The following is a 14,594-nucleotide window of genomic DNA, read 5'->3' as shown; positions in this document are numbered from 1 at the left end:
ATACAATGTAGACTTATGAAATAATATTTCCTTTTTCTATTTCAATATTTAAAATCATATGAATGAACTGATTTCCCTTTTATTGATGACAAAATCTCCTCTACACCTTTCATTTGAACTACCTTTGTTTTTTGCCAGTTTCTAAAGAATATTGTTCAAAATAATATTTAACTTTCTTTTTTGAATCATACCTTACCACATACAGTGAATCGTTTTTGAAATATGTTTGCTCTCCATAGCGATACGGACCTTTTCGTGGATTTTTAATTGTAAATTTCTTTTTTACTATATTCCTAGTAATGTCAACTGTGTAAACATCCCCTAATCCATTTGCGAAGAAAAGCTCATTTCCATAAATATAGATTGAATGATCAAGGCTGTAAGGACTTGTTGCATTCAATTGATTGATGGTTTTATTTTTATAGGAAACAAGTATGATCATATCTTGCTTTAATGTTTTCTTATTTATTCGAACTAGTACTTCATTCTCATCCTTCAAATTCTCTTGTTTACTTTCCCCAAGTACCATGTAGTAATAATTTTCATCACTAACAATCTGTGACCTAGGACCGTAGCTGTTATAACCAGCTCGCTTTTTAAGCTGAGTTAAATCTTTTATTTTTAGTTTGTTGTCGTCGAAATCAACTTTACGTAAATGACAAGTCTCATTATCTTCTGTTAAAATAAGGATGTCATTTTTATCTACACCCGATGTATAAATATAATGGGGTATATTTCCTTTTTTAAATCCTTTCTCATTTCCATATAACACATTTGAAGTATGACCTGAATTAAAAATAGTAAAATAACGATTTGAACTCTTTAAATATCCTGTTGTTTCTCCGGCATGTTGATACTTCATTTGTACTTCCTTATATTTATCCCCAATTATACGTAGTGTTTCTTTATCCTCTAATAAAAGGCCGGTTTCTCCTAAAGCAACACTACCAAGTTCTAAGCCTTTCATCTTATACCCTCTAGCTACACTGTTATCATCAACAAAAATTACGAAACTGATCCCTCTATTATCCTTATCCTGGTCTGCTGTAGAGGAATAATATAAGACGGCTTGTTTATCGTCTAAAAAGTCCTTATTTCGAATGTCTCCTCTTTTACAATAAATGGAGAAACTCTAATCTTATTAACAACAACATAACAACTGTAAATAACTAGTAAGCAAGTTAAAGTTAGTATGATATATTTATATTTTCTTTTCATTTTTTTCTCCTAGAATATAATAAAAAGCTATAAGTCAAACTTTGTTGGAATAGGGATGATCTTACTCCAATAGACCGGAGTAAAGCGTAAGATAAAGATAGAAATCTTTAAAGAAAAAGCTTCATAGATTTTAAGAATTTTTATTTGTATATATGCAATGTAGATTTATGAAAAATCATTCTTATTCTATTTCAATATTTTAAAATCATATGAATGAACTGATTTCCCTTTTATTGATGACAAAATCTCCTCTACACCTTTCATTTGAACTACCTTTGTTTTTCTGCCAGTTTCTAGAGAATATTGTTCAATATAATATTTAATTTTCTTTTTTGAATCATACCTTACAACAAACATTGAATCATTTTTGAAATATGTTTGCTCTCCATAGCGATACGGACCTTTTCGTGGATTTTCAATTGTAAATTTCTTTTTCACTAGATTACTAGTAGTGTCCACTAAGTAAACTTCACCTAATCCGTTTGCGTAGAAAAGCTCCTTACCATAAATATGGATTGATTGATCAGGGCTGTAAGGACTTGTTGCGATCAATTGATTGATCGTTTTATTTTGATAGGAAACAAGTTTAATCATCTCTTGTTTTAATGTTTTCTTATTTATTCGCACTAGTACTTCATTCGCATCCTTCAAATTTCCTTCTTTACTTTCCTCAAGGACCATGTAATAATAATTTTCATCACTAATTATCTGTGATCTTGGACCGTAGCTGTTATAACCAGATCGGTATTTGAGCTGAGTTAAATCTTTTATTTTTAGTTTGTTGTCGTCGAAACCAACTTTACGTAAATGACAAGTATTTTTCTCATGATCTTTTGTTAAAATAAGTATGTCATTTTTATCTACACCCGATGTATAAATATAATGGGGTATATTTCCTTTTTTAAATCCTTTGTGATTTCCATATAATACATTTGAAGCATAACCATTTTTTTCAAAACCTGAATTAAAAATAGTAAAATAAAGATTTGAACTTCTTAAATATCCTGTTATTTCCCCTGTATGTTGATACTTCATTTTAACTTCTTTATATTTATTACCGATTAAACGTAGTGTTTCCTTATCCTCTAATAAAAGGCCAGATTCTCCTAACCCTACACTACCAAGTTCTAACCCTTTCATTTTATACCCTCTAGCTACACCGTCATCATCAACAAAAATCGCGATACTAATCCCTCTATCATCCATATCTTGGTCCGCAGTAGTGGAATAATATAAGACGGCTTGTTTATCATCTAAAAAGTTACTCTTACGAATGGTCTCCTCTTTTACAATAAATGAAGAAACTCTAATCTTATTAACAACAAAATAACAACTGTAAATAACAAGTAAGCAAGTTAGAAATAGTATGATATATTTATACTTTCTTTTCATGTTTTTCTCCTAGGCTAAAATTAAAGGCAATAAGTCAAACTGTTTTCAACTTATCGCCTTATAAAATTTATATTTTACGAACTAGCGTTGTTTCTTTTGCATCACGAATATCCCTCGGATATACACCTGATCCTTTGTCTATATCTAAATCTAAGCTTGATTTTAACTTATAGGCAGACCAGATTAACTTTGCACAATTTTTATCACCAGTATGATCTGTTTTACGGTTAGTTGCAAAATTGTAAGAGTAGTCATCTTTACCTACTCGACTGTATGCCCAATCGGCAGCTGCATTTCGTTTAGCAGTTGTGGTGTTAACGGATCTGACTTGTGCATCACCTTTGTCTACTTTTCTAATTTCGCAATGTAATGTACGAACTCCCTTTTTTGGAACAGATTCAACTACAGTTTTAGCATCATAATACATTCCTACATGTCCATGATTTAAGTATGCAGTTTCTGATGCCGTATAGTAAATCTGGCCTTTTACGCCTGGTCCAACCTTAACAGTACCACCACCACCACCTCTAGCTTGCAATTTTTTTTCTGACAATCCCTGATCATCGTGTTGTTTAATCTCATTAAAAAGTTGTTCTAATATAGCTTCACTCGTATCACCAGTGTTTTTAGAAATGGATTCTACATCCTTTAACAATTCTTTTTCTGAAACATTCGGTTGTAATACTAAAATTTCTTTTACATAAGGTAAATCATTTGTACTAGCATAGCTAATAGGTGTTGCAGATAAGATTAAACTAGCTGATAAGATACTTACTCCAATTAATTTTTTCATTTTAACTTCTCCTTTTACAAATAATTTTCTGTATTTGAAATAGAGAGTGATATGTGTTGTTTATTAATTTTATTGTCGAATCATTCATCACAATTCTATACAAGAATATTATATAAGGAAAAATTTACTAATATTTACTAAATTTTAGTCTCTTTTGTGACACTTTTTAATTACTTGAAATGTGGAAGAACATACTTCAATCCATAATAGTACAGGGTAATGTGAAAGATAAAGCTAGTAATTTTTAAAGAAAACTCGCGAATTTGTGAGTTTTTAGGCAAAGACAGAGGGTGTAGTTGCAATTATATTTTTACTAAAATTGGCTACTTCGAGGAGCTTGCTTCACCGTTGCCAATTTATACTTTCTTAATGCGTAAAAAAATCTACAACCTAAGTCGTAGATTTTTTTGATTCATTCAGTTTGTACTCTAAGAATTCTTGAGATTTTCCTTTTGGAATACTCAAGCTCTTAAATTCATCATTTTTTATTAACTTAGCAATATATACAATTTGACCAATATGATTTCCGTAATGACTAATTTGTCTATGTATTGCTTGTAAAACAGTATGATCTTCACCACGAATTTTAATCGTTTTTAAAACATCTTCTTCTTTAAGACTCTCTAACGTGTTAAAAACAACATTCCATCCTTTATTCCAATCATCTAACAGCTCATCCTTTGATTGGTAAATCCCCTCAAACTCAACATCACGATTTCGCCATGATTTTTCACCATCCGTCGTAAGAAAATCCGTCCATCTAGAAATCATATTACCACTTAAATGCTTTACAATTATGGAAATACTATTTGATTCACTAGATGGTTGTAAGTGCAACTCCTTATTATTTAGCTGATCCATCGAACGATCACCAAGATTTTTTATCCCTTTGAATTCCTTTAAACTATTCGAAAGAAATTGTTTTGCGATTGACATACTTGACCCTCCAATTTTAAAGTTTCTTTCAATCAATTTTATGAATAGTTTAAAAACTTATTAATTATTTATCAAATAATTTGTCTCGGTTTAGGGTGTGAAAGAACACTAAATTAGTAAGATTTTCAGGTGAAAGTTTTTCATTTTGATGATTTTTCACGTGAATCCTGATCATTTTAGGTGATTTAACGCTTGGAAGCTTATTTTATTTGAATTTTCTATTGTGGAGCAGTCGTCGGTTGAGTGTGACTTTTATGGTTTATTTTCGATTTTACTATTTTTAATTGTGATTACTTAAATTTAATTGCCTTTTTCATTCTTTAATTGCTATTATCAAATTTTATTTGCGATGGCCCAATTCTATTTGCCATTTCCAGTTTTTAATTGCGATGGCTCAATTCTATGTCAGGCTATCATTTTTTATTTGCGATTCTCTTTTTTTCATGTCATTCCCTCATTGTTTTGTTGGGATTTACTTATTTTCCTTCTCAATTTTTTTAAAATCAAATTATTTCTAAGACTTATTTGAACTTTTGAATTTTTTGATTGCAGTTTTGATTATTTTATTTGCAGAATTGATATTTTTAATTGTACATTTGGCTTTTTTATTTGCACTATCGGACGATTTATTTGCAGTAACTCACTCCACAAAAAAAAGATGACTCCAAAAAGTCATCTTTCCTACTCTAAGTATTAAACTTCAACAGTCATCCAACTAGCATCTTGTGGATTTTTTCTCCATGCAGTTAGTTTTGCTACATGTTCTGCTTCGATTGAGCCTTGTTCTTTTGCTACTTCTACTAGTGTGTCATAGTCAGTTAGTGAATAGTAAGTTACTTCGTTTGCATCGAACTTCTCTACTGCAGCTGGTAGATTGTATGTGAAGATTGAGACTACTCCTAGTACTTCGCAGCCCGCTTCGCGTAAAGCTTCAACGCAAGTTATTACGCTGCCGCCAGTTGAGATTAGATCTTCTACTACCACTACTTTTTGTCCAGTTTTAATTGGACCTTCGATTTGGTTTCCTTTGCCGTGGCCTTTTGCAGAGCTACGTACATAGACCATTGGTAATTCCATTAAATCACTTGTCCATGCTGCGTGTGGAATTCCTGCAGTTGCAGTTCCAGCGATTACATCTACGTTACCAAATTTAGTTTGGATTAGTTCTACTAAGCCTTTTGCAATGTTTTTACGAATTTCTGGATAGCCAAGAGTTAGGCGATTATCACAATAGATTGGAGATTTGATTCCTGATGCCCAAGTAAATGGAGTTTCAGGTTGAAGGCTTACTGCCCCAATGCTTAATAAATTTGCTGCGATATTCTTTTTCATATTGTTACGCCCTCCCATTGTGCAATTACTTCTTCATATGCTTCTACTGGATTTTCGCTTTTTGTAATACTGCGTCCTACTACAATATAGCTACTTCCAAATTGTCTAGCTTTCGCTGGAGTTGTTACACGTACTTGATCATCTACACTATTGTCTGCTAGGCGAATACCAGGTGTTACAGTAAGGAAGTTCTCACCTACAACTGCTGCTTGAACTAACTCTACATCAAGTGGAGAGCAAACTACACCGTCAAGACCGCTTTCTTCTGTTATAGCAGCATATAGTTTAATCGAATCCTGTAAAGAAGATATTCCTTGTTCACGGATTACTTGTTCTTCTGAAGTGCTTGTCAGTTGAGTTACTGCAATTAGTAAAGGTCTTTTTTTACCATCTGGAGTGCCTTCTTCTAGCCCTTCTAATGCTGCCTTCATCATTTTCGTTCCACCAGCTGCATGAACATTAACCATGTCTACTTCTAGAGATGCGATATTTTTCATTGCATGTTTTACTGTATTTGGAATATCATGAAGTTTCAAATCTAGAAAGATTTGATGTCCTAATTCTTTTAATTCCTTTATGATCGCTGGACCCTCTTTGTAAAATAGCTCCATCCCTACCTTTACATATAGAGACTTTTGAAATTTTTTTACAAAATTCATTACTTCATCTTTTGATGAAAAATCAAGCGCGATGACCACTTGTGATGACATGTTGTTTCCAGCTCCTTCCAATACATTCTTCAATTGACTGATAACCATATTTTTGTAGCACTTCAGGTAGTTCATCAATGATTGTTGGACAAACAAATGGATCAACAAAGTTTGCTGTACCTACACCGATAGCACTTGCTCCTGCTAGGAAAAACTCTAGTGCGTCTTCTGCATTCATAACCCCGCCCATTCCAATGATTGGGATGTTTACTACTTGGCTCACATCATGAATCATTCGAATCGCTACTGGTTTTATTGCAGGACCTGATAATCCACCAGTTTTATTAGCTAGAATTGGTTTACCAGTTCTTAAATCTAATCTCATCCCTAGTAATGTATTAATCATTGTTAAACCATCTGCTCCTGCATTTTCAATTGCTTTTGCGATTTCAACAATATTCGTTACATTCGGAGATAATTTTACGTATAGCGGAACTTCGCTTACTTCTTTAACTTTCTTTGTTACTTCAGCCGCTGTTGCAGCATCCGTTCCAAATGCAATCCCACCACATTTTACGTTTGGACAAGAAATGTTTAATTCTAGTGCTTTTACATTACTTACTTTTGAAATTTCTTTTGCGACTGTTACATAGTCTTCAATAGTTGATCCAGCAATATTTGCAACGATTGGTACATCAAAATTTGATAACCATTTTAATTCACCGTTAATTACTTTTTCTAAACCAGGATTTTGAAGTCCTATCGCATTTAACATCCCCGCCCCGGTTTCAGCTACTCGAGGTGTTTCATTTCCGTATCGTGTTTCAACTGTTGTTGCTTTTATCATAATAGCTCCAAGAATACTTAGATCGTAAAGATTTGCAAACTCTCTACCAAATCCGAAGCAACCAGAAGCTGGCATAATAGGATTTTTTAAATCTAAGCCAGGAAGTTTTGTTTGTAATGAAATCATAGTACTACCTCCTCAGCTTGGAATACTGGTCCATCGCTACAAATTTTACGATATGACCCGTCTTCAGTATGGCATACACATGCGAAACAAGCCCCGATTCCACAACCCATTCGTTCTTCAAGTGATATATAGCCATCCTTCGTACCTTTATACTGCTGTTGTAAAGCCTTTAACATCACAGTTGGACCACATGCAAAGTATTGATCAAATTGAAGCTCTTTTTCACGAATTACATCTGTTACAAAGCCTTTAGTACCTATAGTTCCATCTACAGTTGCCATAAAAGTTGGTCCTAATTCTGAAAATTCTTTTTCATAAAAAGCTACATTACTAGATGCAAATCCTAACACATGAATCACATTTACACCACGAGCTTTAAATTGCTTCGAAAGTTCATACATCGGAGGTACGCCAATTCCACCACCAACTAGTAGTGCTGTATCTCCTTCTGAAAGAGTTTCAACATCATAACCTTGACCTAGAGGACCTAATACATCAACTTGTTGTCCAACGCTTGCTTCTTTTAAAAGCTTCGTTCCTTCACCTTCTGCGCGGAATATCATCGTGAACTCACTTTTCTCTTTGTCGATCGAACATATACTGATTGGTCTTCTTAATAGTGGCGTTAGTCCACCAGTCACTTTTATATGGACGAACTGCCCAGGAGAATGCATCTCCTGAACTAGTTCACCTTTTAATGTCATTTCGACAATTTGATGGGCAATTTCTCTGTTTGAGACAATTGTCACGAGTTCTTTTTTTATCATACTAATACGCCAGCCTTCATTTCTTTGTTTGGTAGTGCAGAAGTTGAGAATGTCAAGCTTTCAATTACTGATAATATTGCAGTTGCTGTATCTAGTGAAGTTAAGCAAACTACTCCGTTTTCAACTGATTCACGACGAATTCTGAATCCATCACGAGCTGGTTTTTTACCTTTTGTTAATGTATTGATTACAAACTGTGCATCTCCACGCTTGATCATATCTAGCATATTGTCTTCATGCTCGTTAATTTTGTTTACCGCTTTTACTGGTACACCGTGGTTTTCTAAATAATTTTTAGTTCCTTCTGTACCGAATACTGTAAATCCAATTTCATGGAAGCGTTTTGCGATATTTACTACTTCTTCTTTATCTTTATCAGCTACTGTAATGATCACTGAACCGTGTGTTGGGATTTGCATTCCCGCAGCAATTAGTGCTTTGTATAATGCTTTTTGAAGACTTACATCTTTACCCATTACTTCTCCAGTTGATTTCATTTCAGGGCCTAATGTTATATCTACTGAGCGTAGTTTAGCGAATGAGAACACTGGTGCTTTTACATATACTTCATTTCCTTCTGGGTGGTAGCCTGTTGCATATCCAAATGAAGCTAATGTTTGACCTAAGATAACTTTTGTTGCGATATTCGCCATTGGTACATTTGTAATTTTACTTAAGAATGGTACAGTACGACTTGATCTTGGGTTTACTTCTAGTACGAATACTTCATCTTTATCTGTTACAACAAACTGGATGTTAAGTAATCCTTTGATATTTAAGCCTTTTGCAAGTTTAATTGTATAGTCGATTAATTTTTCCTTCGCAGCTTGAGATACATTTTGTGTAGGGTATACTGCGATTGAATCTCCTGAGTGAACTCCAGCACGTTCGATATGCTCCATAATACCAGGGATATATACATCGATTCCGTCAGAGATTGCATCTACTTCAATTTCTTTACCAGTTAAGTAACGGTCTACTAATACTGGATGTTCTGGATTGATTTTAACTGCATTTTGCATGTAGTGAAGAATCTCTTCGCGGTGGTATACAATCTCCATCGCACGTCCACCTAGTACATATGATGGTCTTACTAATACTGGATAACCAATTTCATCGGCGATGCTAGCTGCTTCTTCAGGTGTCATTGCTGTTTTACCTAGAGGTTGTGGTACTCCTAATTGTTGAAGTGCTTCTTCAAACTTGTCTCTGTCTTCAGCACGATCTAAATCCTCAAGTGAAGTTCCAAGAATTTTTACACCACGTTCTACTAATTTACCTGCAAGGTTAATTGCTGTTTGACCACCGAATTGAACTACTACTCCCATCGGTTTTTCTAAATCGATAATGTGCATAACGTCTTCAATTGTTAATGGCTCGAAATATAGTTTGTCTGAGATACTGAAGTCAGTTGAAACTGTTTCTGGGTTGTTGTTTATAATGATCGCTTCGTATCCAGCTTCTTTAATTGCTCTTACACAGTGTACTGTTGCATAGTCAAACTCGATCCCTTGACCGATTCGGATTGGACCAGAGCCAAGAACTACTACACTCTTCTTATCCGTTACAATTGATTCATTTTCGATTTCGTATGTTCCGTAGAAGTATGGAGTTGAAGATTCAAACTCAGCCGCACATGTATCAACCATTTTATATACTGGAATGATTTGGTTTTGTTTTCTAAATTCGTATACTTCTTTATTTGTAGCATTCCATTGTGATGCGATGTAATCATCACTGAAGCCCATTTTCTTAGCTTTTAAAAGAACATCTAGTTCAAAATGGTTATCTTTAATTTGTTTTTCCATTTTTATGATGTTTTCAATTTTGTGTAGGAAGAAGAAATCAATTTTTGTAATATCGTGAATTTCTTCTAACGTCATACCTGTTCTCATTGCTTCAGCAACAATGTAAAGTCTTTCATCGTCAGCTTTTGCCATGCGAGTAATCATTTCGTCTTTAGTCAGTTCTTTTACTGCATTAAGCTCGATGTGACTTATTCCTAATTCTAGAGAGCGTACTGCTTTTAATAATGACTCTTCAAGTGTTCTACCGATTGCCATTACTTCTCCAGTTGCTTTCATTTGAGTTCCTAACTGACGGTTTGCCGTTTCAAACTTATCAAATGGCCAACGAGGAATTTTTGATACGATATAGTCTAATGCTGGCTCGAAGCAAGCATATGTTTTCTTTGTAACTGGGTTAATCATTTCATCCAATGTTAAGCCTACTGCGATTTTTGCTGCTAATTTTGCAATCGGATAGCCTGTTGCTTTTGAAGCAAGCGCACTTGAACGTGATACACGTGGATTTACTTCGATTACATAGTATTGGAAGCTATCTGGATCAAGTGCAAGCTGTACGTTACATCCACCTTCAATTCCTAAAGCACGAATGATTTTTAATGATACATTTCGTAGCATTTGATATTCGCGGTCACTTAATGTTTGAGAAGGAGCAATTACGATTGAATCTCCTGTATGAACACCAACTGGATCGATGTTTTCCATGTTACATACTACAATCGCATGGTCATTTGCATCACGCATTACTTCATACTCGATTTCTTTAAAACCAGCAATACTTTTCTCTAATAGACATTGTGTTACTGGGCTATTTTTTAATCCGCTTGCTACGATTTCTTTTAAATCTTCCTCATTATTACAAATTCCACCGCCTGTTCCTCCAAGAGTAAAGGCAGGTCTTACGATAACTGGGTAGCCAATTTCTTCTACGAAGTCATATGCTTCTTCTAAAGTATGAATGATTTCACTTTCTGGTACTGGCTCGCTTAAGTCGTTCATTAATGTTCTGAATAAGTCGCGGTCTTCTGCACGGTTAATTGCTTCTAGAGTCGTTCCTAAAATTTTTACTCCACACTCTTTTAACACGCCAGATTTATCTAATTCTACCGCTAGGTTAAGTCCTGTTTGACCTCCTAATGTTGGTAAAAGTGCATCTGGGCGTTCTTTACGAATGATTCGACTAACGAAATCTACTGTTAGTGGTTCGATGTATACTTTATCTGCTGTTTGTACATCCGTCATAATTGTTGCAGGGTTTGAGTTTACTAGAATTACTTTGTATCCTTCTTCTTTCAATGCCTGACAAGCCTGTGTTCCAGCATAGTCAAATTCTGCTGCTTGACCGATTACGATTGGTCCTGATCCGATTACTAAGATTGTTTGAATGTCTACGCGTTTTGGCATTGTAAGTTCCCCTCTCGTTTCTGTGCTTCCATCATGCTAATAAATTCATCAAATAAATAGTTTGCATCTTCTGGTCCAGGTGATGCTTCTGGGTGGTATTGTACTGTGAATGCTGGGTAAATCTTATGTTTAAGTCCTTCTACAGTTCCATCATTTAGTGCAACATGTGTTACTTCTAAATCAGTTCCTTCGATTGAATCCGTTTCTACTGCATAACCATGGTTTTGCGAAGTGATTGCTACTTTTCCTGTTTCTAAATGTTTAACTGGATGGTTCGCACCACGGTGACCGAATTTAAGCTTTGAAGTATTCCCTCCATTTGCTAGAGCGAATAATTGGTGACCTAAGCAAATTCCGAATAATGGTACTTTACCTACTACTTCTTTAATCATTTCGATTGCTACTTGAACATCCTTTGGATCACCAGGTCCATTACTTAACATAATTCCATCTGGAGCTAGTAAGAATATTTCTTTTGCTGAGACGTTATAAGGTACAACTGTAACGTCACATTTACGGTTTGTTAATTCTCTTAAGATACCATGCTTCATACCGAAATCTACTAATACTACTCTGTGTCCTCTACCTGGACTTCTATAAGGCTTTTGTGTTGAAACTCGCTCAACATGGTTTGTAAATAGTGGTGTATTTGTTAGTTCTGCAACTACTTCATCAACATTTGCTTCCATGCTGCAGAATTTACCTTTCATCGTCCCAACTTCACGAAGCTTTTTCACTAACATACGTGTATCGATTCCTGCTAAACCTGGAATTCCTTTATCTTTGCAATATTGATCCAAGCTCATTTTGTTTCGGAAATTTGATGGATGCTCAGCATATTCTTTTACAATTAAACCATGAACTGCTGGTACGATACTTTCAAAATCCTCTAAGTTGATACCATAGTTCCCTACTAAAGGGAAAGTGAATGTTACGATTTGTCCACAGTAAGATGGGTCAGTTAATACCTCTTGATATCCTGTCATACCTGTTGTAAATACGATTTCTCCTGTTGTTTCAACTTCGCTACCAAATCCTTCTCCTACAAAAACTGTTCCGTCTTCTAATATTAATTGACGCATCATACTGTTAGTTCCTCTCTTTCATATACTAATTTGCCATTTACCATTGTCATTACTGGCCAACCTTTACAGTTCCAACCATTAAATGGAGTGTTTTTACCTTTTGAAAGGAATGTTGTTGAATCGATTTCCTCTTCTAAATTTAAGTCGATTACAGTTAGGTCTGCTATCGCTCCAACTTCAATTTTCCCTCTGTTTAAGTTAAAAACTTCAGCAGGTTTAGTTGTTAAAAAGTTTATTACTTGTTGTAAAGTCATTTTGCCCGTTTCAACAAAATGAGTGTTTAATAATGGAAAAGCAGTTTCTAACCCTACAATTCCAAACGGTGCTAATTGCATTCCCTGAGCTTTTTCCTCTTCTGTGTGAGGTGCATGATCTGTTGCAATCATGTCGATTGTTCCATCAAGTAATCCTTCGATTAATGCTTCTCGATCGACTGCACTTCTTAATGGAGGATTCATTTTGAAATTTGTGTCTAAGCCTGGGATATCATCTTCACAAAGAATTAAATGGTGTGGTGAAACCTCAGCCGTTACATTAATTCCAGCACGTTTTGCATCGCGTACTACTCTTACTGATTCTTTTGTACTGATATGGCAAACATGATAGTGACAACCTGTAGCTTCAGCTAATAGTACATCTCGAGCAATTTGCACACTTTCACAAATTGAAGGAATTCCATTTAAACTATTTTCTTTTGAAAACTTACCTTCGTGGACACAACCTTTTTGAATCAGTGTGTTTTCTTCACAGTGGGCAACGATTGATACATTTAGTTCAGCTGCTTTTTGCATAGCTTTGTACATCATTTCAGCAGATTGAACTCCTACACCATCATCTGTGAATGCAAATGCTCCATTTTCTTTTAAGCCTTCAAAGTCTGTTTGTTCTTCACCAGCTTGTCGGATCGTAATTGATGCATATGGTAATACATTTACGACTGCTGTTTCTTCTATTTTTTTGTTTAATGCGCTTATGTGCTCGATTGTATCTGGTACTGGTCGAGTATTTGGCATTGCAGCAATTGTTGTAAATCCTCCTCTTGCGGCTGCCTTCGTACCTGTTTCGATTGTCTCTTTATGTTCACCACCCGGCTCACGAAGATGCACATGAACATCTATTAAACCTGGTGAAAGCAATTTGCCCTCTAATTCAATTTGTTTTGCATCTTCATCAACGATTGTTTCAGCGATTACTGAGATTTTTCCATTAACTACTAATACGTCTCGATTTAGAAGTTCACCATTTTCTTGTAAGATGACACCGTTTTTAAACAAGTACTTCATTTTTCATCTCTCCCCATACTGTTGGTAAGGCTCTTTTTAACACAGCCATTCGTACAAATACTCCATTTTCCATTTGCTTGAAGATTCTTGATTGCTTGCATTCAACTAATTCACTTGCAATTTCAACATCTCGATTAAATGGTGCTGGATGCATGATAATGCTTGTAGATTTCATTTTTGCTGCTCTTTCAACTGTTAGGCCATGTTTTTGTAAGTAATCTTCCATTATGTGATTTGTCTCTTCGTCGTGTCTTTCATGCTGAACTCTTAATAGCATCATGACATCAACTTCTTCGACTAATTCATCTAAATTTTTATATGTTCCATAAGTATTTTTATCATCTTTCCATTCATCAGGACTTGCGAAGTATACTTCTGCACCCAATCTAGTTAGTGCTTCAGCATTAGAGCGTGCAACTCTTGAGTGTCTTAAATCTCCAACAATTGCTACTTTTAATCCTTCAAAGCTTCCAAATTCTTGTTTGATCGTTAGTAAGTCTAGTAGGCATTGTGTTGGGTGATTTCCACATCCATCGCCGGCATTCAGGATTGGCATTCCTGCATCTTTTATTTCTTGAAAATACTCGTCTTGTGTATGACGAATTACGACTGCTTCTACACCAATTGCTTGAAGGGTTTTAACTGTATCATATAAAGTTTCACCTTTTTGAATGCTTGAGCTTTCAACAGCTAGGTTTATAACTTCAAGACCAAGTTTCTTTTGAGCTACCTCAAAGCTAAAGCGAGTTCTCGTACTATTTTCAAAAAACAAATTTGCAACAAATGTCTGACGTTTCAGGCTACTTATTTCTCCATTTGCCAAGCTTTGTGCTTGTTCTAGCAAATCTTGAATTTCTTCAATTGTTAAATCAGACATGGTTAATAAATGATTCATCCGTCATCCCCCTAAATGAATTTCATCTGTTTTATTTTTGGAGTCTTATCAATGTAAGAAT

Annotated in this window: 12 protein-coding genes; all 12 read right to left on the bottom strand. The window is 34.9% G+C overall.

The annotated features are described in order from the left end of the window. Positions 1-118: 118 nt before the first annotated feature. Entirely contained in the window at positions 119-1,102 is a 984-nt protein-coding gene (locus tag V5E38_RS05035; protein ID WP_499213513.1) for a YycP family beta-propeller protein, read from the bottom strand. A gap of 302 nt (positions 1,103-1,404) precedes the next feature. Continuing rightward, positions 1,405-2,610 (bottom strand): YycP family beta-propeller protein, encoded by a 1,206-nt coding sequence (locus V5E38_RS05030; protein WP_499212425.1) that lies wholly within the window; start codon positions 2,608-2,610, stop codon positions 1,405-1,407. A 67-nt stretch (positions 2,611-2,677) separates the two neighbouring features. Then, entirely contained in the window at positions 2,678-3,403 is a 726-nt protein-coding gene (locus tag V5E38_RS05025) for a hypothetical protein (protein ID WP_499212424.1), read from the bottom strand. Between the two features lie 390 nt (positions 3,404-3,793). Continuing rightward, positions 3,794-4,339, bottom strand: coding sequence for a DinB family protein (locus V5E38_RS05020; protein ID WP_499212423.1), 546 nt, complete (start codon positions 4,337-4,339; stop codon positions 3,794-3,796). 693 nt (positions 4,340-5,032) lie between these two features. Next, a complete protein-coding gene (gene pyrE / locus V5E38_RS05015) occupies positions 5,033-5,671 on the bottom strand; it encodes an orotate phosphoribosyltransferase (RefSeq protein ID WP_499212422.1) in 639 nt (212 codons plus the stop codon). Then, complete coding sequence (pyrF, locus tag V5E38_RS05010; RefSeq protein WP_499212421.1) at positions 5,668-6,381, bottom strand: orotidine 5'-phosphate decarboxylase; 714 nt, start codon at positions 6,379-6,381, stop codon at positions 5,668-5,670. Before pyrF ends, pyrE begins: the two co-directional genes overlap by 4 nt. Then, positions 6,353-7,294, bottom strand: a complete 942-nt coding sequence (locus tag V5E38_RS05005; RefSeq protein WP_499212420.1) for a dihydroorotate dehydrogenase — start codon at positions 7,292-7,294, stop codon at positions 6,353-6,355. Before V5E38_RS05005 ends, pyrF begins: the two co-directional genes overlap by 29 nt. Then, positions 7,291-8,061, bottom strand: coding sequence for a dihydroorotate dehydrogenase electron transfer subunit (locus tag V5E38_RS05000; protein WP_499212419.1), 771 nt, complete (start codon positions 8,059-8,061; stop codon positions 7,291-7,293). The genes V5E38_RS05005 and V5E38_RS05000 overlap by 4 nt, the downstream gene beginning before the upstream one ends. Next, positions 8,058-11,270: a carbamoyl phosphate synthase large subunit gene (gene carB, locus V5E38_RS04995; RefSeq protein ID WP_499212418.1), complete on the bottom strand. Its 3,213-nt coding sequence runs from the start codon at positions 11,268-11,270 to the stop codon at positions 8,058-8,060. The genes V5E38_RS05000 and carB overlap by 4 nt, the downstream gene beginning before the upstream one ends. Continuing rightward, positions 11,255-12,355 carry a carbamoyl phosphate synthase small subunit gene (locus V5E38_RS04990; RefSeq protein ID WP_097975563.1) on the bottom strand — a complete coding sequence of 367 codons (1,101 nt, stop codon included), beginning with the start codon at positions 12,353-12,355 and terminating at the stop codon, positions 11,255-11,257. The genes carB and V5E38_RS04990 overlap by 16 nt, the downstream gene beginning before the upstream one ends. Further along, entirely contained in the window at positions 12,352-13,638 is a 1,287-nt protein-coding gene (gene pyrC / locus V5E38_RS04985) for a dihydroorotase (RefSeq protein WP_499212417.1), read from the bottom strand. Before pyrC ends, V5E38_RS04990 begins: the two co-directional genes overlap by 4 nt. Next, complete coding sequence (locus V5E38_RS04980) at positions 13,622-14,533, bottom strand: aspartate carbamoyltransferase catalytic subunit (RefSeq protein ID WP_499212416.1); 912 nt, start codon at positions 14,531-14,533, stop codon at positions 13,622-13,624. Before V5E38_RS04980 ends, pyrC begins: the two co-directional genes overlap by 17 nt. Positions 14,534-14,594: the final 61 nt, after the last annotated feature.

The organism is Rossellomorea sp. GAMAL-10_SWC (genome assembly GCF_049568075.1).
GTDB lineage: Bacteria > Bacillota > Bacilli > Bacillales > Bacillaceae_G > Gottfriedia.
The sequence above is the reverse complement of the archived record's forward strand: the minus strand, read 5'-3'. Positions and strand labels throughout refer to the sequence as shown.

Bases quoted from the DNA above. Each gene is read 5' to 3' on its own strand.
- V5E38_RS05030 (WP_499212425.1), bottom strand. From the start codon at position 2,610: ATGAAAAGAAAGTATAAATATATCATACTATTTCTAACTTGCTTACTT.
- V5E38_RS05025 (WP_499212424.1), bottom strand. From the start codon at position 3,403: ATGAAAAAATTAATTGGAGTAAGTATCTTATCAGCTAGTTTAATCTTA.
- V5E38_RS05020 (WP_499212423.1), bottom strand. From the start codon at position 4,339: ATGTCAATCGCAAAACAATTTCTTTCGAATAGTTTAAAGGAATTCAAA.
- pyrE (WP_499212422.1), bottom strand. From the start codon at position 5,671: ATGAAAAAGAATATCGCAGCAAATTTATTAAGCATTGGGGCAGTAAGC.
- pyrF (WP_499212421.1), bottom strand. From the start codon at position 6,381: ATGTCATCACAAGTGGTCATCGCGCTTGATTTTTCATCAAAAGATGAA.
- V5E38_RS05005 (WP_499212420.1), bottom strand. From the start codon at position 7,294: ATGATTTCATTACAAACAAAACTTCCTGGCTTAGATTTAAAAAATCCT.
- V5E38_RS05000 (WP_499212419.1), bottom strand. From the start codon at position 8,061: ATGATAAAAAAAGAACTCGTGACAATTGTCTCAAACAGAGAAATTGCC.
- carB (WP_499212418.1), bottom strand. From the start codon at position 11,270: ATGCCAAAACGCGTAGACATTCAAACAATCTTAGTAATCGGATCAGGA.
- V5E38_RS04990 (WP_097975563.1), bottom strand. From the start codon at position 12,355: ATGATGCGTCAATTAATATTAGAAGACGGAACAGTTTTTGTAGGAGAA.
- pyrC (WP_499212417.1), bottom strand. From the start codon at position 13,638: ATGAAGTACTTGTTTAAAAACGGTGTCATCTTACAAGAAAATGGTGAA.
- V5E38_RS04980 (WP_499212416.1), bottom strand. From the start codon at position 14,533: ATGAATCATTTATTAACCATGTCTGATTTAACAATTGAAGAAATTCAA.